Source organism: Methylocystis echinoides (genome assembly GCF_040687965.1).
GTDB classification, from domain to species: Bacteria; Pseudomonadota; Alphaproteobacteria; order Rhizobiales; family Beijerinckiaceae; genus Methylocystis; species Methylocystis echinoides_A.
On sequence record NZ_CP156084.1, the window covers coordinates 122,950 to 141,313 of the forward strand.

Here is an 18,364-nt window from a genome sequence, read left to right on the forward strand (position 1 = left end):
GATTGCGGCCCTCGCCAGGGATCGAGCCCGCAGCCCCCTCACTCCCACTCGATCGTGCCCGGCGGCTTCGACGTCACGTCGTAGACGACGCGATTGACGCCCCTCACCTCATTGATGATGCGCGTCGCCGCGCGGCCGAGGAAATTCATGTCGAAGGGATAGAAATCCGCCGTCATGCCGTCGCTGCTCGTCACTGCGCGCAGCGCGACGACGTAATCATAGGTGCGGCCGTCGCCCATCACGCCGACGCTGCGCACCGGCAGCAGCGCCGCGAAGGCCTGCCAGATTTCATCGTAGAGACCCGCCTTGCGAATCTCGTCGAGATAGACGGCGTCGGCCTTGCGCAGAATGTCGAGCTTCTCGCGCGTGATGAGGCCAGGGCAGCGAATGGCGAGGCCCGGTCCGGGGAAGGGATGGCGCCCGACGAAAGCCTCCGGCAGACCGAGTTCGCGGCCGAGCGCCCGCACCTCATCCTTGAAGAGTTCGCGCAAGGGCTCGACGAGCGCCATATTCATGCGCTCCGGCAGCCCGCCCACATTGTGATGCGATTTGATCGTGACCGACGGCCCGCCAGTAAAGGAGACGCTCTCGATAACGTCGGGGTAGAGCGTGCCCTGCGCGAGAAATTGCGGCGCGCCGCGGCCGTCCTCAGCAATCTTCTTGGCTTCCGCGTCGAAGGTCTCGATGAACAGACGGCCAATCGTCTTGCGCTTCACTTCCGGATCGTCGACGCCCTCGAGCGCCGAGAGGAAAAGCTCCTCGGCTTCGACGTGATGCAGCGGGATGTTGTAATGGTCGCGGAACAGGCGCACCACCTCCTCCGCCTCGCCGAGCCGCAACAGGCCGTGGTCGACGAAGACGCAGGTCAGGCGATCGCCGATCGCCTCGTGGATGAGCACCGCTGCGACGGCGCTGTCGACGCCGCCGGAGAGGCCGCAGAGCACGCGCCCCTCGCCGACCTGCTTGCGGATCGCGGCGATGGCTTCGCCGCGGAACGCCGCCATCGTCCAGTCGGATTTGAGACCCGCGACCTTGTGCACGAAATTGGCGAGAAGCCTCGCGCCGTCCGGCGTATGCACGACCTCCGGGTGAAACTGCAGCCCGAAATAGCGGCGCTGCTCGTCGGCGATCGCCGCCATGGGCGCGTTTTCCGACGCGGCGATGACCCGGAAGCCTTCCGGTAAGTCCGTGACGCGGTCGCCATGGCTCATCCAGACCGTGGCGCTGGCGCCTGTGGCCCAGACGCCGTCGAAGAGCGCGCTATGCTCCAGCGCCGTGATCTCGGCGCGGCCGAATTCGCGATGATGCCCGCCCTCGACCTTGCCGCCGAGTTGCGTCGCCATGGTCTGCTCGCCGTAGCAGATGCCGAGCACGGGCACGCCCGACTCGAAGATCGCTTGCGGCGCGCGCGGCGAGCCTTCGTCGGTCACCGAGCACGGCCCGCCGGAGAGGATCACCGCCTTGGGGCGGATCTCGGCGAAGGCGCGATCGGCGCGCTGGAAGGGCGCGATCTCACAATAGACGCCCGCTTCGCGCACACGCCGCGCAATGAGCTGCGTGACCTGCGAGCCGAAGTCGACGATGAGAACCTTGTCGTGGCGGTCGGCGATGTCGTGGTGGAAGGTTTCGGCGGCGGTCATGGGTTCTTTCGGCGTCGCCCCCTCGTGTCCCGCCCCCTTCGCGGGAGAGGGGACGCTCACGCCCGTGGTAGCTTCGTCTCTCAGCTATCACAGTCTAACTCCCTCTCCCGCGCAGCGGGGGAGGGTTGGGGAGGGGGTAATCTGTCCTCAGCGCGCAGGCGGATCATCTCCAGCACGCCCTCGAACTCTGCGTAAACCTGCCCGTTGGTGAATCGCAAGACCGAAAATCCATTCTTCGCGAACCATCTGTCGCGGAGACCGTCGCGCAAAAGCTCGGAGTCGTCGGTGGAATGCGTGGCACCATCGAGCTCCACGACGAGTTTGAGAGCGTGGCAGAGAAAGTCAGCAACATAGGGACCACAAGGAGCCTGCCGGCGGAAGTGCAAAGCCTTGAAGCGATGGCCGCGGAGCGCATGCCAGAGCTTACGCTCCGCTTCGGTCATCTCCCGGCGAAGCTTCCGGGCGAAGGCAATCTTTGGAAGTTTGCCCTTCTCCATCGCCCCCTCCCTGCCCCTCCCCCGCTTTGCGGGAGAGGGGACGCTCGCGACGAAGCTTAGCTGAACCTTATCCTTCCGCGAAGCGGGAGAAGGGTCGGGAGTTCCGCATCAAACACACATAAAACCCATCCGTCCGGCTCGTCGCCGGCGAAAGCCTGATCCCCCGCCCATGTGGCGAAGCGAAGCGGGCAAGGTCGGGAAGCCCCGCGCCTTCCGCCGTCTCCTGGGCCGAAAGAGCGGCAAAGTCAGGATTCGCGCTGAGAAACGCCTCGACCTGCACTTCGTTCTCGTCGATCAGGAGCGAGCAGGTCACATAAGCGAGCCGGCCGCCGGGCTTCACGAAGCGCAGGGCCTGCTCGAGCAGCGCCGCCTGCTCCTTGAGCCGCAATTCCAGCGCGCCGGGCGCGAGGCGCCATTTGGCGTCGGGGTGGCGCCGCCAGGCCCCGACGCCGGTGCAGGGCGCGTCGATCAGGACGAGGTCGCAGCGCCCGGCGAGATCGGAGAGGACATCCGCCTTGCCCTTCGGCTGGCGCACCTGAATGTTGCGCGCCCCCGCCCGCTCCAGCCGCTCGTGGATCGGCATCAGCCGGCGCCCGTCGGCGTCATAGGCGTAGAGCTGCCCGCGATTATGCATCTGCCCGGCCAGCGCCAGCGCCTTGCCGCCGCCGCCGGCGCAAAGGTCGAGAACCTGCTCGCCCGGCGCGGCGGCGCATAAAAGAGAGGCGAGCTGCGAGGCCTCGTCCTGCGGCTCGACCAGACCCTTCACATAAGCTGTTTCGGCGGGGAGCGCCGGCCCCCGGCCCTGCCCGGCCTCTATGCGCAGGCCGATCGGCGAGAGCGGCGTCGGGGATGGATTGAGATGCGAGAGCTTCGCCATAGCTTGCTCGCGGGAGCCCTTGAGGATGTTGACGCGCAGATCGACGGGCGCGCGCGTGGCGAGCGCGGCGCCCTCCGCGGCCGCCTGCACGCCAAAGGCGGCGGCGAAGCGCTCTGTGAGCCACTCCGGATAATCGCCGCGCACATGTGCGGGCGCGTCCGCGAGCGTCGCCGTGTCGAGCCGCTGGCGCTCTTCTTCGGTCAGCGGCGCCGGAGCGTGGCGCTCTCCCGAGCAAAGCGCGGCGATGGCGTCGACGTCGAGCCCCCGCGCCTCCCGCAGCGCCCCGAGCATGGTCGCGCGCGGCGTCTCCGCGCCCATGATCCACCGCGCGGACGAAAGCTTGCGCAGCGCGTCGAAGACGAGGCTGGCGATCGCGGCGCGGTCCTTCGAGCCCGCGAAGCGATGCGACGCCCCCCAGTCCTTGAGCGCCTCGGCGGCGGGGCGGCGGCGCTGCGCGAGATCGGCCAGAACTTCAATGGCGGCGGAGATATGGGCGGCAGGGGTCATAAAGGGTTTTCCGGGCGAAGGGCGGACGTCCGCGTCGGCTTTACAGCGGCCGGCGGCCGCGCGCCCGCGAAAGGTTAGATCCGCGGGCGCCGCCGCGCGCCGATGCAGCGCACTGTGCTCGTCGCGGAGCGATAGACGAGGGTCTCGGTCTCGATGCGGCCCTTGTCGAACACGACCCCGTCGACCAGCGGGCCGTCGGTCACGCCAGTGACGCAGACCACGACGTCGCCCGTCACCATGTCGGCGACGCTGTATTTCTTGCGCGGATCGTCGAGGCCGTGGCGCAAAGCGCTGGCGCGTTGTTCGGGCGTCTCCAAGACAAGGCGGCCCTGCATCTGGCCGCCGGCGCAGCGCAGGACCGCCGCGGCCAACACGCCCTCGGGCGCGCCGCCCCGGCCCAGATACATGTCGACGCCGGTTTCCGTCGGGTCGGTCACGAAGACGATCCCGGCGACGTCGCCGTCGGAAATGAGTCGCACGCAGGCGCCCGCCTTGCGGCATTTGGAGATGATCTGGGCGTGACGCGGACGGTCCAGCACGCAGACCGTGATCTCGGCGGCCGGCACGCCCTTGGCCTCTGCCAGCGCGCGCACATTGTCGGCCGGGTCGCGGTCGAGATCGACGAGGCCCTTGGGATAGCCCGGACCGATCGCGATCTTGTCCATGTAGGAGTCGGGCGCATGCAGGAAGGAGCCGGACGTGGCGGCGGCGGCGATGGCGATGGAGCCGGACATGTCCTTGGCGCAGAGCGTCGCGCCCTCGAGCGGCGCCACGGCGAGCTCGACATGCGGGCCCGCCGCCGCGCCGATCTCGGCGCCGACATGAAGGCGCGACGACTCGGCGTCGTCGCCTTCGCCGATCACGATGCGGCCGCGCACGGGCAGACGCGCCAGCTCCTCATACATGGCCTCGACCGCGGCGCGGTCCGCGCTCATCTCGTCGCCACGCCCACGCAGTCGCGCCGCCGCGACCGCCGCGCGCTCCGTGGCGCGGGCGAGCTCGATCGTAAGCAGGCGGTCGATGGACGCGGCGTCGAGCTGCGGTTTGAGTGTCATGAGGCGGTGGGCCTATTCGCGCTCGATGCGGATGACCTGGGCGCGCGAGACGATCGTGCCATCCTGGAAAATAAGCTCCAGCGCCTCGCGGACGAGATGCTCGCTCGTCGCGTGCGTGATCAGGATCACGTCCACGCAAGCCCCGGGCGCGCCGCGACGGCCGCGCTGCATGATGCTCTCGAGCGAAATCTGCCGCTCCGCCATCCGCCCGGCGATCTTGGCGAAGGCGCCCGCCACGTCGCGCACCGACATGCGGATGTAATAGCCGCCCTCGTGGCGGCGCATCGGCGTGCGCTTGAGCTCGGAAAGCTGCGCCGACGGCAGGCCGAAGGGCGCAGAGCGCACGCCCTTGGCGATGTCGGCGATATCGGCGACGACGGCCGAGGCGGTGGCGTCGCCGCCCGCGCCGGGACCGACGAGCGTCAATTCGTGCACCGCGTCGGCGTCGATCGTCACGGCGTTGAGCACGCCCATCACCTGGGCGATCGCCGAGTTCTTGCTGACCATGGTCGGATGCACGCGCTGCTCGATGCCGTCCGCCGTGCGCTGAGCGACGCCCAGGAGCTTGATCCGGAAGCCGAGTTCGTCGGCGGCCTCGATGTCGGCGAGGCTGACGCGCTCGATGCCTTCAATATCGATCGACTGCGCCGAAATCCGCGTGCCAAAGGCGAGCGAGGTGAGGATCGCAAGCTTGTGCGCCGTGTCGAAGCCGCCGATGTCGAAGGTGGGGTCAGCCTCGGCGTAGCCGAGCTTCTGCGCCTCTTTCAGGCACTCCTCGAATGAGAGCTGCTCGCGCTCCATGCGCGATAGAATGTAATTGCAGGTGCCGTTGAGAACGCCATAGACGCGCTCGATCGAATTGCCGGCGAGGCCCTCGCGCAGCGTCTTCACGATCGGTATGCCGCCGGCGACCGAGGCCTCGAAGGACAGCGCGACATGCTTCTCCTCGGCGAGCTGCGTGAGATGCAGGCCATGCGCCGCGAGCAGCGCCTTGTTGGCGGTCACGACCGACTTGCCATGCGCGAGCGCGGTCTCGACGCTGGCGCGGGCAGGCCCTTCAGAGCCGCCGATCAGTTCGACGAAAAGGTCGACCTTTTCGGACGAAGCGAGCTTCACCGGGTCCGAGAAAAATTCCGCTCCAGAGAAATCGGCGTCGCGTTTCTTCGCCTGGTCGCGCGCCGAAACCCCGGTGACGACGATCCGTCGTCCGGTGCGCGCGGTCAGCGCCTCCGCCTGCCGGTGGAGCAGCCGCGCCACCGCCGCGCCGACCGTGCCGAGTCCCGCGATCCCGACGCGCAAAATCTCCGACATTTCCACCCTTCCGGGAAAAAGCGATCAACCCTGGGGCGCCCCCGCCCATGCGAAGCGCCTTGTGCACGATTTCAGTCAGGGGATCAAGGAAGAGCGCAGAGGGCCTGCGCCCCCTCTTTGGGCGTTGGCGCATGAAGCGCCCCATCGCCACTTCAGGTAGTATGAAGGAATGAAGGTCGCGCGGCGGCGTCGACCGAGCTGGGAGGTCCCATGGCGGCGATCGACCTCGGCGGTCTGGCGACGGCTTTCGTCACTTTGCTCGTGGTCGTCGAACCGGCAGGCCTCGCGCCGATCTTTCTCGCCGCCACGGCGCGGGAGACGCCGGCCGCTCGGGCGCAGATTGCGGCCCGCGCCTGTCTCTACGCCTTCTTGATCCTGACCGGCGCCGCCTTTGGCGGGGCCGCCCTGCTCTCGGCCATGGGGATCACGATTCCCGCCTTCCGCATCGCCGGCGGACTGCTGCTGTTTTCGATCGCCTCCGAGATGGTGTTCGGCGTGCGCATCAACCGCGACGCCGCCACGGCGCATCGGGCCGTGGTCGAAAACGGCAAGCATATCGCCGCCTTCCCGCTCGCCATTCCGATGATGGCCGGCCCCGGCGCCATCACCGCGACGCTGCTGATCGCGGGCGACGCGCATGGCGATCCGGCGCGACTTGCGGCGCTGATCGGGGCAATTCTGGTGGTCGTCGCCATCTGCTGGGCGGTTTGTCGCCTGGCGACGCAGGTCGAGCGCCTCCTTGGCGCCTCGGCGAGCATTGTGATGGAGAAGCTGGTCGGCGTGCTTTTGGCCTCGCTCGCCGTCCAGTTCGTCATGGACGGCGCGCGAAGCTTTCTGGCGTGAGGCGCGCGCCGATCGCTAATGCGCGACGTCGCGCCAGATCATGCGCTTGGTGAAGTAAAGCAGCAGCGCGAAGACGATCAGGAAGGCGACGACGCCCTGGCCGATATGCTTGCGGGCCTCGAGATGCGGCTCGGCGACCCACATCAGGAAGGCGGTGACGTCCTTGGAATATTGATCGACCGTCTGCGGCGCCCCGTCGTCATAGGTGACGGCGCCGTCGGACAGGGGCGGCGGCATGCCGATGCGGTTGCCGCTCATATACGCATTGTAATACTGCCCCTCCGGAACCTTCACGTCATGGGGAGGGTCGGTATAGCCTTCGAGCAGCGAGGCGATGTAGTCGACGCCATGCTCCTGATAGGACAGGCCGGGCAGCGCGTCGAGCAGGAAGGTCGGGAATCCGCGGCCATAGCCCCTCGCCTTGGCCAGGACCGACATATCCGGCGGATAGGCGCCCGACATGGCGGCGCGCGCCGCCTGCTCATTGGCGAAGGGCGGCGGGAAGCGGTCGCTCGGACGCGCCGGACGATCGTAATATTCGCCCGCGTCATTCGGACCGTCCTTGACCTTATAGGTTGCGGCGAGGGTCGCGACCTCCTTCTCGGTGAACTCCGGCCCGCCCGGCTGGCTCAGATTGCGGAACGCCAGCATTTTGATCGAATGGCAGGTCGAGCAGACTTCCTTATAGACCTTGAAGCCGCGACGCAGCTGCGCCTTGTCGTACTGGCCGAAGAACCCTGCGAAACTCCAGGAATGGACTTCCGGCTTCTTCTCGTGATGGCCCCCTTCCGCGAATGCCGGGGAAGCGAAAGCGGCGAGAAGCAAAGCGGCGCCCGAAAGGAAAGCCAGAATCGGTCTGCGGGTCATCGAAGAGTCCTGTTGGGCAAACATGCGGCCGGCCTCAGACATGGGAGACCTCTCCCGTGGCGACGGCGGCGTCGATGGAGTCCGGCAGCGGCTCGGGCTTCTCGAATTTCGCGAGCAGCGGCAGGATGACCACGTAGTGCAGGAAATAATAGAAGGCGAAGAGGCGCGCGAGCCAGAGATAGACGCCCTCCGCCGGCTGCGCGCCGAGATAGCCGAGCCCGATGCAGACGGCCACGAACACCCAGTAGAATTTGCGGAACAGCGGGCGATAGCTCCCTGACTTCACCGGCGATCTGTCGAGCCAGGGCAAGGCGGCGGCGATCAGGATCGACAGGAACAGCGCGATCACGCCAAGCAGCTTGTTCGGGATGGCGCGCAGGATCGCATAGAAGGGCAGGAAATACCATTCCGGCACGATATGCGGCGGCGTCACCAACGGGTTCGCCTCGATGTAATTGTCGGGATGGCCGAGATAGTTCGGCACGAAAAACGTCATCCAGGCGTAGAGCACCACAAAGGCGCCGATGGCGAAACCGTCCTTGAGCGTCGCATAGGGCGTGAAGGGCACCGTGTCCTTCTTGACGTTCTTCACCTCGACGCCGGTCGGATTGTTCTGCCCCGTCACATGCAGCGCCCAGACGTGCAGGGCGACCACCGCCACGATGATGAAGGGCAGCAGATAATGCAGGGCGAAAAATCGGTTGAGCGTCGGATTGTCGACTGAATAGCCGCCGAGCAGCCAAGTGGTGATGGACGGCCCCACCACGGGGATCGCCGTGAACAGATTGGTGATCACCGTCGCCGCCCAGAAGGACATCTGACCCCACGGCAGGACATAGCCGAGGAAGCCCGTCGCCATCATCACCATGAAGATGATGACGCCCAGGATCCACAGCACCTCGCGGGGCTCCTTGTAGGAGCCGTAATACATGCCGCGGAAGATATGGATGTAGACGGCGAGAAAGAACATCGAGGCGCCATTGGCGTGCGCATAGCGCAGCGCCCAGCCCCAGTTCACGTCGCGCATGATCTTTTCGACGGAGTCGAAGGCGAGCGTGGTTTCGGCCGTGTAGTGCATGGCGAGCACCACGCCGGTGACGATCTGGGCGACCAGCATGAAGGATAAAATGGCGCCGAAGGTCCAGAGATAATTGAGATTCTTGGGCGTCGGATAGGCGACGAAGGCGTCATACATGAAGCTGATGATCGGCAGCCGGCGCTCCAGCCAACGGGCGAAGCCGCTCTTGGGCGTATATTGGGAATGTCCGCTCATGGAACTTTCTCGAATGCGTCAGGCGCGGCGAAGGGCGCGGGAAAGGCGGAAAAGGCGGCGGGCCTATCCGATCTTGATCTTCGTGTCGCTCAGGAAAGCATATTGCGGCACTTCGAGATTGCTCGGCGCCGGACCGCTGCGGATGCGGCCCGAAAGATCGTAGGTCGAGCCGTGGCAGGGGCAGAACCAGCCGTCGAATTCGCCGGCCTTGCCGGTCGGAATGCAGCCCAGGTGGGTGCAGACGCCGACGATGACGAGCCATTCCGGTTTCTGGACGCGTTTCGAATCGGGTTCGGGATCGGGCAGCTCGGCGAGCGGCACGTCTTCAGCCGCTTTGATTTCCTCGGGGGTGCGGTGGCGAATGAAGACCGGCTTGCCGCGCCATTTCACGGTCACGATCTGCCCGAGCGGGATGGCCGACAGATCGACTTCCGTCGAGGCGAGCGCCCGCGTCGAGGCGTCCGGGTTCATTTGCGAGATCAACGGCCAGACCATGCCGCCGGCGGCGACGACCGCGGCCGCGCCCGTGGCGATATAGAGAATGTCCCGCCGGCTCGGCTCCGCCGGCGCTTTTTGTGCGATTCTATCGTTCACGCCTTGACCTCTCCCAATCGCTGCGAGCAAAGAGCGCTTGGGCGACAAGCGCAAACTCGACTCAGAGCAATCGTTTCACTTTTACGCGCCGCGCGCCAGCCCGCAAGGCCACGGCCCGGCGAAAGCAGTTGAACCCCGCTCGCGCGCGGCTTATGTGGCGCCAATCCGCCATCATGTCCACTTGCGCGGGCCGGGAATCTTTGCCATTCGCCCTGTGTTTCCCGCCGCAGCGCACCATTCGCGTCGATTTGCCGCAAAGTCTGACACATGCCCCCGCTCATGCTCGCACTCTACCAGCCGGACATTCCGCAAAACGCCGGCACGATGCTGCGCGCCTGCGCCTGTCTCGGCGTCGAGGCCGCAATAATCGGGCCGGCGGGCTTCCCGGTCACGGACAGCGCCTTTCGCCGGGCGGGAATGGACTATCTCGATCTGGTGACGATCCAGCGTCACGCCTCTTTCGACGCCTTTGAGGCCTGGCGCGCCACCCGGGCGGCGGAAGGCGCCCCGCGGCGCCTCGTCCTGCTCTCGACCCGCGCCTCAACGCCCTATACCGACTGTGTTTTCCAGCCCGGCGACATCCTCCTGGCGGGGCGCGAGTCGGCGGGCGTGCCGGACGCGGTTTTCGCCGCCGCGGACATGACCTTGCGCATTCCCATGGCGCCGCCGGCGCGCTCGCTCAATGTCGCCGTCGCGGCGGCGATGGTCATGGGCGAGGCGCTCCGCCAGCTCGGGACTTGACGCGCGCGCGTGAGGCTCCGCGTCCGCACGGCGGCTTTTTGAAAAGTTAACGGCCATTAACCTTTTTGTGCGCCAACGCACGGCGCGCAGAGCCGCCCCGTGGGAGGGTCTCTCATTGAGCAAAGCCATTCGATAGGAGCTCCGCCATGGAACTCGACAAGCTTCAGGCCCTGCCGAACATTCTCAACCGCACGCTCGCCTCCGCGGCCTTCGCCGGCCTGCTCGCCTATGGCGCCTATAACCATATGGCTGTCGAGGCGAAGATCGGGAGCCTCATCGACCACGTCAATCAGGTCGAGATGATGGGGACCAAGGTCACCTTCGACGCCCGGCGGCTCGACAAGATGATCCTTCCGAGGGACAGCCGTTTCGTCGGCGGTCAGGCCGTGGCGGACTTGACGAAGCTCAATGGCAGGCTGCTCGCGCGCCTTCTCAACGTCGGAACATTGAGCAACCTCTGCCTGTTCGATGGGCCGAAAGCCGGCCTTCTCGACGATGTCGCCGCGGATCACCGTCTTCGCGATCTCGACCTCGTGGAAATCAAGGATGCGGAGGACGTCAGGGCCGAAGTCCTCGCAAAGAAGGACCTCAATCCGCAACTCGGCGCGCCGGTTCGTTGCTACCGAATGACCATGACGGCCCGCGGTTACGACGTGCGGTCGGCGATCGCCTACACGCTCGGCGCGGCGCTCTCCGGAGAGGTCGAGTCGGCCCCTGCCTCCGAACCCTCCAGCGCCCAGCCCGCGCAGGCCCAGGCCGCGCCGGCGAAGCCCGAACGCAGCGGCGCGGCCCATGGATCGGCCGAGCGGCGGGTGCGGGTGTCCCAGGGCCAATGATCGAGCCGACCCGGCCCATGAATTGACACGCCGGGCGGTCCACCCCAAAACGTCGGTCATCCGGTCATCTCAGGAAGGGCGGCGGCGTGACGGACGACCTTATGGAACAGCGCAAAAGCGCGGCGCGCGAATGGTTCGAGGCGTTGCAACTGCGCATCTGCGCCGCTTTCGAAGCGCTCGAGAACGAAGCCGCCGGGCCCTTCGCCGATTCCTCCGAGCCGGGCCGCTTCGACCTGAGCCATTGGGAGCGGGTCAATCACGACGGCGCTCCCGGCGGCGGCGGGCGCATGGGGATGATCCACGGACGGGTCTTCGAAAAGGCCGGCGTCCACTGCTCCACCGTCTTCGGCACGTTCCAGCCGGAATTCGCCAAGCAGATTCCCGGCGCCGCCGAGGACCCGCGCTTCTTCGCCACGGGAATCTCGCTCATCGCCCATCCCTGGAACCCGAATGTGCCGGCCGTGCACATGAACACGCGCTTCGTCGTGACGACGAAGGCCTGGTTCGGGGGCGGCGCCGACCTCACGCCCGTCCTCGACGCCCGCCGTACGCAAACCGACCCGGATACGATGGCCTTCCACGCCGCCATGCGCGGCGCCTGCGAGCGCCATCCGGTCGCCGACTACGAGCGCTTCAAGGCGTGGTGCGACGAGTATTTCTACCTGCCCCACCGCAAAGAGCCGCGCGGGATCGGCGGCATTTTCTACGATTACTTCAACAGCGCGGGCGACGCGGAAAACAGCGCCTGGGACAAGGACTTCGCCTTCACCCGCGACGTCGGTGAAAGCTTTCTCGCGATCTACCCCGAACTCGTGCGCCGCAACGTCGCGACGCCCTGGAGCGCGGCGCAGCGGGAAGAGCAGCTCATCCGCCGCGGGCGCTATGTCGAGTATAATCTGCTCTATGACCGCGGCACGATTTTCGGCCTCAAGACCGGCGGCAATGTCGACTCGATCTTATCCTCCATGCCGCCGACGGTGAAATGGCCCTGAAGCGTCAGCCGACCCCGAAGGTCCACGACCTGTTGATCGCAAAAGTCACGAACATTGCGAGCACCGTCGTGACGATCTGCGCGGGCAGATAGGGCGCGCCGAGACGCTCCACGAACAGGCTCATCAGCGCATAAGTGATGCAAAAGCCGATGAAGGCCGTCAAAGCGAAGCGCCAACCGGCTTCGGCGTGCGGCCGGTCGCTGCCGAATGTGTGGCGGCGATTGAGGAGATACGCGACGACGCCGCCGGCGACATAGCCGCACAGCGTCGCGGGCACCGGCCGCCAGCCGCCCGCCTCCACGAGGCCGACGAGGATCGCGTAATGAACCGCCGTCGCCGCCGCGCCGACCGAGGCGTAAGTCGTAAGCTGGCGAAAAAGAACCATTTCAGCGCGCCAGCTGCGCGTAATAGCGCGCCAGCGCCTGCATCTCCTGATCGGAGAGATGGCGGCTCTCGTAGCGCATCTCCTTGTGCGGGCGCTTGCCGGATTTGAAGGCCTGGAGCTGCGTATAGAGATAGCGTTCGTGCTGGCCGGCGAGATTGGGAATCTCTTCATCCCGTCCGACGCCATCGGCGCCATGACAGGCCGCGCATTCCGCAAGGCTGACGGGCGGCTCCTCCGCCCGCGCCGGCGCCTGCCACGTCAAGCTGGCGAAGCAGAAAGCGCAGGCGAGAGTTGCGGCCCTCAAGGCGCGAAAGCGGACGAGGGCCAGTCGGAAAACGTCACTGCACATCATTTTTCCTTGATCGCCACCCTTCCGCTCAAGTAATTTTGTTTTTCTGGGCTTGCACTTACGGGCAGAAGGCCAGGTCGTCGTTCGACAAAATTGCAATGGAGCGCGTTTGATCCCCGAAGGCAGCTGGCTTTTAACCAGAATCGCCACCGCCAATGAGATGGTCAAGTCCCTGGACGAGGCTGCGTCCGCGCGCGACTTCGGGGCCGGCCTGCTCGCGATCACCGCTTCATTCGGCGTCGAGTCCATCCTCGCCGGCGCAATCCCCGAGGAAATGTCGCGAAATCCGCCAGGGCCCTGCGAGCGGACCCCATGCTGGCGGCCCGTTCCGCCGCCAATCGCTGACTCTGAGCCGCCGACACAAGCGTCGAGCTTTTTCATCAATCCGAACAGAACGCATCTCTTCGATCGCATTCTGGACACCGGCGAAGTTGCCCACTGGATCGTCGACTGCGCGCGTTGCCGCGACGCATGGATTCAGGGTGGAGAAGGGCTGCTTTTTCCGGTCGTCGCGGAAGAAGCGGTCATCTACGGCCTCGGTTTTTTCGGCCCCGCCTTATCGTCCGGGCCGGATCTGGAGAGGAGCCTGGCCTTCCTCGCACACTACGCCTTTGCGCGCATGTTGAAGATTGACTGCGTGAACGAAGCGCCGCGCTTCTCTGAACGCCAGATCCTGGCCTTGAAATGGGCCGCGGAGGGCAAGACGGATCAGGAAATCGCCGCGATTTTGAATGTCTCCGGGCATACGGTCGATAAATATATGCGGCAGATCAAGCAGGAGCTCAAAGCCGTCAACCGGACCTCGGCGATCGTCATCGCGATGCGCTCCGGTCTGATAACATGATCAGGTCGGCTCCGGCCGGAGGCAGCCGGTCGGAGCCGACCCGTTCAGCCCCCCAAACCCCCGGGCTGAACCCTTATGCCGTCGCGGCCAAAGCTCAATTTGAGATCCCCGCGGCGGTTTATCTTTTTGAAAAAATCTACGATTTTGGCCTGGTCCTCGCCGCGCAGGACGACGAATTCTCGCAGCAATTCAAGGGTATTTTTCTCATCGAGCAGATACATGAATTCGATGAGCTCTGCGCCCCTTCGCTCCAAAATGCGTCGGCCGACCGCCTCGGCGACCGCTGAATCAATTGCGCCCATTTTTTCCGCCCGCCGAGTAAGTATTTACCGAATCTGATCATATTCAATCTTGGCCGTAAAGCTGTGGTTGGAAAGTACGAGAATCCGTAAATTGCTCAACCTGAGCAGGTGTGCGCCCAAAATGGGCAATAAAAATGTCGCGGCTACGCTCCACGGCTTCCGCCCGCTCGCGGCTTCTGCCCCCTTCTCATCGGCCGGATAATCGTCTAACAAACGACAACTTTCGAGCCGGGCGCGCCCGCTCGCCGCCCGCAAGATGGGCACATACGGGACGCGTGCCGGTCCAAGGGCCGGAAACGCGGCCTTTTTTTATGCGCGCGCTTACCCACAGGGCGCGCAAACGGGCCGAGGACGAATTCTTCCGCGCCCCCGCGCTGCGAGGCGCCCGCCTGACGGGAGTCCTTGGCGCGAGGGCGAGACCAAATGTGCGCGAGCCGCGCCGAACCACAGAAGCGACATGCCGAAAAGAACCGACATATCGACCATCCTGATCATCGGCGCGGGCCCCATCGTCATCGGCCAGGCCTGCGAATTCGACTATTCCGGCACCCAGGCGTGCAAGGCGCTCAAAGCCGAGGGCTACCGGATCGTGCTCGTCAACTCCAATCCGGCGACGATCATGACCGACCCGGATCTGGCGCATCGCACTTACGTCGAGCCGATCACGCCGGAGTTCGTCGCCAAGATCATCGAGAAGGAGCGCTACGCCGTTCCCGGCGGCTTCGCCCTGCTCCCCACCATGGGCGGCCAGACCGCGCTCAACTGCGCGCTCTCGCTCGAGAAGATGGGCGTGCTGAAAAAATTCGACGTCGAAATGATCGGCGCCACGGCGCACGCCATCGACAAGGCCGAAGATCGTGAACTGTTCCGCGAGGCGATGACCAAGATCGGCCTCGACACGCCGCGCTCGCATCACGTGAAGACCCTCACCGCGGCGCTCGACGCTTTGGACGACATCGGCCTTCCGGCCATCATCCGTCCCTCCTTCACCCTCGGCGGCACAGGCGGCGGCATCGCCTACAACAAGTCCGAGTTCATCGAGATCGTCGAGCGCGGAATCGACGCCTCGCCGACGAGCGAAGTGCTGATTGAAGAAAGCGTGCTCGGCTGGAAAGAGTACGAAATGGAGGTCGTCCGCGACAAGGCGGACAATTGCATCATTGTCTGCTCGATCGAGAACATCGATCCGATGGGCGTGCACACCGGCGACTCGATCACCGTCGCGCCGGCGCTGACCCTCACCGATAAAGAATACCAGATCATGCGCGACGCCTCGCTCGCCGTGCTGCGCGAGATCGGCGTCGAGACCGGCGGCTCGAACGTGCAATTCGCGGTCGATCCGCGCACCGGCCGCATGATCGTCATCGAGATGAATCCGCGCGTGTCGCGCTCCTCGGCGCTCGCGTCGAAAGCGACGGGCTTTCCCATCGCCAAGGTCGCCGCGCGCCTCGCCGTCGGCTACACGCTCGACGAGATCGCCAACGACATCACCGGCGGCGCGACGCCGGCCTCCTTCGAGCCGACGATCGATTACGTCGTCACCAAGATTCCGCGTTTTGCTTTCGAAAAATTTCCCGGCTCCGAGCCGGTGCTGACGACGGCGATGAAGTCGGTCGGCGAAGCCATGGCGATCGGCCGCAATTTTGCGGAATCCCTGCAAAAGGCGCTGCGCTCGCTGGAGACGGGCCTCTCGGGGCTCGACGACATCGAGATCGAAGGGCTCGGCAAAGGCGACGACATGAATGTGCTGCGCGGCGCGCTCGGCACGCCGACGCCGGACCGCCTGCTCGTCGTCGGCCAGGCGCTGCGCCTCGGCATGAGCGAGAACGAAATCCACGAAGCGAGCAAGATCGACCCCTGGTTCATCGCCCGCATCGCCGAAATCGTCGCGCTCGAAGCGAAGGTGAAGAAATTCGGCCTGCCCAAGGACGCCGAGAATTTACGCCGGCTCAAATTCGCCGGCTTCTCGGACGCGCGGCTCGCCACCCTCGCCGGCGTCGAGGAAGCCGCCGTGCGCGCCGCGCGCCACGCGCTCGGCGTGCGCCCGGTCTATAAGCGCATCGACACCTGCGCGGCGGAGTTCGCCTCGCCCACGGCCTATATGTATTCGACTTACGAATCGCCCTTCGCCGGCGCCCTCGCCAATGAAGCGGCGCCCTCGGACGGCAAGAAGGTCGTCATTCTCGGGGGCGGACCGAACCGCATCGGACAGGGCATCGAATTCGACTATTGCTGCTGTCACGCCTGTTTCGCGCTCGACGACGCCGGCTTCGAAACGATCATGATCAATTGCAATCCGGAGACGGTCTCGACGGATTACGACACGTCGGACCGCCTCTATTTCGAGCCGCTGACCAATGAGGACGTCGGCGAAATCCTCGACGTCGAAAAGTCGCGCGGAACGCTCGCCGGCGTCATCGTCCAATATGGCGGCCAGACGCCCTTGAAGCTCGCCCACGGCCTCGCCGCCATGGGCGCGCCGATCCTCGGCACGCCGGTCGATTCGATCGATCTCGCCGAAGACCGCGACCGCTTCAAGCGGCTTCTCGACAAGCTCGGCCTCAAGCAGCCCAAGAACGGCATCGCCTATTCGGTCGAACAGGCCCGCATCGTCGCGGGCGAATTGGGCCTGCCGCTCGTCGTGCGTCCGTCCTATGTGCTCGGCGGCCGCGCCATGGCGATCATTCGGGACGCGACCGACCTCGACGACTATCTGCTCGGCACGCTGCCGACCCTGGTGCCGTCGGAGATCAAGACGCGCTACCCCAATGACAAGACCGGGCAGATCAATATGGTGCTCGGCAAGAACCCGCTGCTCTTCGACCGCTATCTGACCGACGCCATTGAAGTGGACGTGGACTGCGTCGCCGACGGCGAACAGGCCGTCATCGCCGGGGTGATGGAGCATATCGAAGAGGCCGGCATCCATTCGGGCGACTCGGCCTGCTCGCTGCCGCCGCGCTCGCTCGCCCCCGAGGTCGTCGCCGAACTCGAGGCGCAGACCAGGAGCCTCGCCATGGCGCTCGGCGTCGTGGGCCTGATGAATGTGCAATTCGCCCTCAAGGACGGCGAAATCTACGTGCTCGAGGTTAATCCGCGCGCCTCGCGCACCGTGCCTTTCGTCGCCAAGGTCGTCGGCGCGCCTTTCGCCAAGATCGCCGCGCGCGTGATGGCGGGCGAGAAGCTCTCGGGCTTCTCCCTGCCGACGGGTCCGTTGAAACATATCGGCGTGAAGGAGGCCGTCTTCCCCTTCGCGCGCTTCCCCGGCGTCGACACGGTTCTCGGGCCGGAGATGCGCTCGACGGGCGAAGTGATCGGCCTCGACGTCGCCTTCGACGCGGCCTTTGTGAAGAGCCAGCTCGGCGGCGGCGCCAAGGCGCCGCGCGAGGGCGTCGTTTTCGTCTCGGTGCGCGACGCGGACAAGCCCCGCATCGTGCCGACCATCCGAGCCTTGAAAGAAATCGGCTTCAGCGTCGTCGCGACCGGCGGCACCGCCCGCTTCCTGCAGGAGGAGGGCATCGCCGCGCAGAAGATCAACAAGGTCTCGGAAGGCCGGCCGCACATCGTCGACGCCATCAAGAACGGCGCGATTCAGCTCGTGTTCAACACGACCGAAGGGGCCCAGGCGCTCGCGGATTCGCGTTCCTTGCGCCGCGCCGCCCTTCTGCATAAGGTTCCCTATTATACGACCCTCGCAGGCGCTATTGCGGCGGCGCAGGGGGTCAGGGCCTATGTGTCGGGAGACCTCGAGGCGCGGGCGCTACAGGATTATTTCGAGCCTGCAAAAGACTGAGAGAAAAAGGAAATGAGGACGGCGCCCCCGGCGCCCCTTCGGACGCTGAGGCGCCGAAGGTCGGCTGCCGGCGCCGATTTTGCGGCAAAACCGTCAGTCATATGATTCGGGACACGCGCCTCTCGCGCCGGCTGAACGCCTGCGTGGGAGCGCCGCATATGATCGGAGCGAAGAGCGAGAAATGGTGGACAAGGTGCCCATGACAGCCGCAGGATATGCGGCGCTCGGAGAGGAACTGCGCCGCCGTCAACAGGAGGACAGGCCGCGCATCATCCAGCAGATCGCCGAAGCCCGCGCGCATGGCGATCTCTCGGAGAACGCCGAATATCACGCCGCCAAGGAAGCGCAGTCGCTCAATGAAGGCCGCATCGCCGAGCTCGAGGACAAGCTCTCGCGCGCCGAGGTGATCGACGTCGCCAAACTCACGGGCTCGACGATCAAGTTCGGCGCAACCGTCACCGTGGTCGACGAGGATACCGAGGAGGAGAAAGCCTATCAGATCGTCGGCGAGACCGAAGCCGACGTGAAGAGCGGCCGCGTCTCCATCACGAGCCCCATCGCCCGCGCGCTGATCGGCAAGAAGGTCGGCGACACGGTGGAGGTGAAAACACCCGGCGGCGGCAAGAGTTACGAAATTCTGAAGGTCGCTTTTGTGTAA

The 18,364-nt window shown here is 65.6% G+C and carries 18 protein-coding genes; 8 read left to right on the plus strand and 10 right to left on the minus strand.

Annotation, left to right across the window (positions count from 1 at the left end; translation table 11 throughout):
- Window positions 1-38 precede the first annotated feature (38 nt).
- The 5 genes from guaA to RVU70_RS00665 form a co-directional block, all read right to left on the minus strand.
- The gene (gene guaA, locus RVU70_RS00645; RefSeq protein ID WP_363349177.1) at window positions 39-1,640 is read right to left on the minus strand and encodes a glutamine-hydrolyzing GMP synthase; all 1,602 of its coding nucleotides are present in this window, start codon (window positions 1,638-1,640) and stop codon (window positions 39-41) included.
- 80 nt (window positions 1,641-1,720) lie between these two features.
- A complete protein-coding gene (locus tag RVU70_RS00650) occupies window positions 1,721-2,137 on the minus strand; it encodes a DUF559 domain-containing protein (protein WP_363349178.1) in 417 nt (138 codons plus the stop codon).
- A gap of 67 nt (window positions 2,138-2,204) precedes the next feature.
- Window positions 2,205-3,521: an RsmB/NOP family class I SAM-dependent RNA methyltransferase gene (locus tag RVU70_RS00655; protein ID WP_363349179.1), complete on the minus strand. Its 1,317-nt coding sequence runs from the start codon at window positions 3,519-3,521 to the stop codon at window positions 2,205-2,207.
- A gap of 74 nt (window positions 3,522-3,595) precedes the next feature.
- Window positions 3,596-4,576 carry a fructose-bisphosphatase class II family protein gene (locus RVU70_RS00660; RefSeq protein ID WP_363349180.1) on the minus strand — a complete coding sequence of 327 codons (981 nt, stop codon included), beginning with the start codon at window positions 4,574-4,576 and terminating at the stop codon, window positions 3,596-3,598.
- Between the two features lie 12 nt (window positions 4,577-4,588).
- Window positions 4,589-5,887, minus strand: coding sequence for a homoserine dehydrogenase (locus RVU70_RS00665; protein WP_363349181.1), 1,299 nt, complete (start codon window positions 5,885-5,887; stop codon window positions 4,589-4,591).
- Window positions 5,888-6,097: 210 nt separating this feature from the next.
- Between RVU70_RS00665 and RVU70_RS00670 the strand changes: the two genes are divergently transcribed.
- A complete protein-coding gene (locus RVU70_RS00670; RefSeq protein ID WP_363349182.1) occupies window positions 6,098-6,730 on the plus strand; it encodes a MarC family protein in 633 nt (210 codons plus the stop codon).
- Window positions 6,731-6,745: 15 nt separating this feature from the next.
- On the opposite strand, the gene RVU70_RS00675 is transcribed toward RVU70_RS00670, so the two are convergent.
- From RVU70_RS00675 to petA, 3 genes are all read right to left on the minus strand, one after another.
- On the minus strand, window positions 6,746-7,597 hold the full coding sequence (locus RVU70_RS00675) for a cytochrome c1 (RefSeq protein WP_363349183.1): 852 nt from the start codon (window positions 7,595-7,597) through the stop codon (window positions 6,746-6,748).
- A 34-nt stretch (window positions 7,598-7,631) separates the two neighbouring features.
- The gene (locus RVU70_RS00680) at window positions 7,632-8,870 is read right to left on the minus strand and encodes a cytochrome b/b6 (protein WP_363349184.1); all 1,239 of its coding nucleotides are present in this window, start codon (window positions 8,868-8,870) and stop codon (window positions 7,632-7,634) included.
- Window positions 8,871-8,933: 63 nt separating this feature from the next.
- Window positions 8,934-9,464 (minus strand): ubiquinol-cytochrome c reductase iron-sulfur subunit, encoded by a 531-nt coding sequence (gene petA / locus RVU70_RS00685; protein ID WP_363349185.1) that lies wholly within the window; start codon window positions 9,462-9,464, stop codon window positions 8,934-8,936.
- A gap of 267 nt (window positions 9,465-9,731) precedes the next feature.
- On the opposite strand from petA, the gene RVU70_RS00690 reads away from it, so the two are divergent.
- From RVU70_RS00690 to hemF, 3 genes are all read left to right on the plus strand, one after another.
- Window positions 9,732-10,205 (plus strand): tRNA (cytidine(34)-2'-O)-methyltransferase, encoded by a 474-nt coding sequence (locus RVU70_RS00690; RefSeq protein ID WP_363349186.1) that lies wholly within the window; start codon window positions 9,732-9,734, stop codon window positions 10,203-10,205.
- 146 nt (window positions 10,206-10,351) lie between these two features.
- A complete protein-coding gene (locus RVU70_RS00695) occupies window positions 10,352-11,041 on the plus strand; it encodes a hypothetical protein (RefSeq protein WP_363349187.1) in 690 nt (229 codons plus the stop codon).
- Window positions 11,042-11,142: 101 nt separating this feature from the next.
- Window positions 11,143-12,033, plus strand: coding sequence for an oxygen-dependent coproporphyrinogen oxidase (gene hemF, locus RVU70_RS00700; protein WP_363351158.1), 891 nt, complete (start codon window positions 11,143-11,145; stop codon window positions 12,031-12,033).
- A gap of 4 nt (window positions 12,034-12,037) precedes the next feature.
- Here hemF and RVU70_RS00705 read toward each other — a convergent pair whose 3' ends face one another.
- Together RVU70_RS00705 and RVU70_RS00710 are read right to left on the minus strand one after the other, a co-directional pair.
- Window positions 12,038-12,418 (minus strand): GtrA family protein, encoded by a 381-nt coding sequence (locus tag RVU70_RS00705; RefSeq protein WP_363349188.1) that lies wholly within the window; start codon window positions 12,416-12,418, stop codon window positions 12,038-12,040.
- Window position 12,419: 1 nt separating this feature from the next.
- A complete protein-coding gene (locus RVU70_RS00710; protein WP_363349189.1) occupies window positions 12,420-12,767 on the minus strand; it encodes a cytochrome c in 348 nt (115 codons plus the stop codon).
- 160 nt (window positions 12,768-12,927) lie between these two features.
- Here RVU70_RS00710 and RVU70_RS00715 point away from each other — a divergent pair, with 160 nt between their 5' ends.
- The 4 genes from RVU70_RS00715 (at window position 12,928) to greA (ending at window position 18,364) form a co-directional block, all read left to right on the plus strand.
- A complete protein-coding gene (locus tag RVU70_RS00715; protein ID WP_363349190.1) occupies window positions 12,928-13,611 on the plus strand; it encodes a helix-turn-helix transcriptional regulator in 684 nt (227 codons plus the stop codon).
- On the plus strand, window positions 13,608-13,898 hold the full coding sequence (locus RVU70_RS00720; protein ID WP_363349191.1) for a hypothetical protein: 291 nt from the start codon (window positions 13,608-13,610) through the stop codon (window positions 13,896-13,898). The genes RVU70_RS00715 and RVU70_RS00720 overlap by 4 nt, the downstream gene beginning before the upstream one ends.
- 472 nt (window positions 13,899-14,370) lie before the next feature.
- The gene (gene carB, locus RVU70_RS00725) at window positions 14,371-17,706 is read left to right on the plus strand and encodes a carbamoyl-phosphate synthase large subunit (RefSeq protein ID WP_363349192.1); all 3,336 of its coding nucleotides are present in this window, start codon (window positions 14,371-14,373) and stop codon (window positions 17,704-17,706) included.
- 184 nt (window positions 17,707-17,890) lie between these two features.
- Window positions 17,891-18,364, plus strand: coding sequence for a transcription elongation factor GreA (gene greA / locus RVU70_RS00730; protein ID WP_363351160.1), 474 nt, complete (start codon window positions 17,891-17,893; stop codon window positions 18,362-18,364).

Coding starts and splice junctions, on each gene's coding strand:
- guaA (WP_363349177.1), bottom strand. CDS start 1,640: ATGACCGCCGCCGAAACCTTCCACCACGACATCGCCGACCGCCACGAC.
- RVU70_RS00660 (WP_363349180.1), bottom strand. CDS start 4,576: ATGACACTCAAACCGCAGCTCGACGCCGCGTCCATCGACCGCCTGCTT.
- RVU70_RS00705 (WP_363349188.1), bottom strand. CDS start 12,418: ATGGTTCTTTTTCGCCAGCTTACGACTTACGCCTCGGTCGGCGCGGCG.
- RVU70_RS00720 (WP_363349191.1), top strand. CDS start 13,608: ATGATCAGGTCGGCTCCGGCCGGAGGCAGCCGGTCGGAGCCGACCCGT.
- RVU70_RS00675 (WP_363349183.1), bottom strand. CDS start 7,597: ATGACCCGCAGACCGATTCTGGCTTTCCTTTCGGGCGCCGCTTTGCTT.
- RVU70_RS00665 (WP_363349181.1), bottom strand. CDS start 5,887: ATGTCGGAGATTTTGCGCGTCGGGATCGCGGGACTCGGCACGGTCGGC.
- RVU70_RS00710 (WP_363349189.1), bottom strand. CDS start 12,767: ATGTGCAGTGACGTTTTCCGACTGGCCCTCGTCCGCTTTCGCGCCTTG.
- carB (WP_363349192.1), top strand. CDS start 14,371: ATGCCGAAAAGAACCGACATATCGACCATCCTGATCATCGGCGCGGGC.
- RVU70_RS00715 (WP_363349190.1), top strand. CDS start 12,928: ATGGTCAAGTCCCTGGACGAGGCTGCGTCCGCGCGCGACTTCGGGGCC.
- RVU70_RS00650 (WP_363349178.1), bottom strand. CDS start 2,137: ATGGAGAAGGGCAAACTTCCAAAGATTGCCTTCGCCCGGAAGCTTCGC.
- RVU70_RS00670 (WP_363349182.1), top strand. CDS start 6,098: ATGGCGGCGATCGACCTCGGCGGTCTGGCGACGGCTTTCGTCACTTTG.
- hemF (WP_363351158.1), top strand. CDS start 11,143: ATGGAACAGCGCAAAAGCGCGGCGCGCGAATGGTTCGAGGCGTTGCAA.
- RVU70_RS00695 (WP_363349187.1), top strand. CDS start 10,352: ATGGAACTCGACAAGCTTCAGGCCCTGCCGAACATTCTCAACCGCACG.
- RVU70_RS00690 (WP_363349186.1), top strand. CDS start 9,732: ATGCCCCCGCTCATGCTCGCACTCTACCAGCCGGACATTCCGCAAAAC.
- RVU70_RS00680 (WP_363349184.1), bottom strand. CDS start 8,870: ATGAGCGGACATTCCCAATATACGCCCAAGAGCGGCTTCGCCCGTTGG.
- RVU70_RS00655 (WP_363349179.1), bottom strand. CDS start 3,521: ATGACCCCTGCCGCCCATATCTCCGCCGCCATTGAAGTTCTGGCCGAT.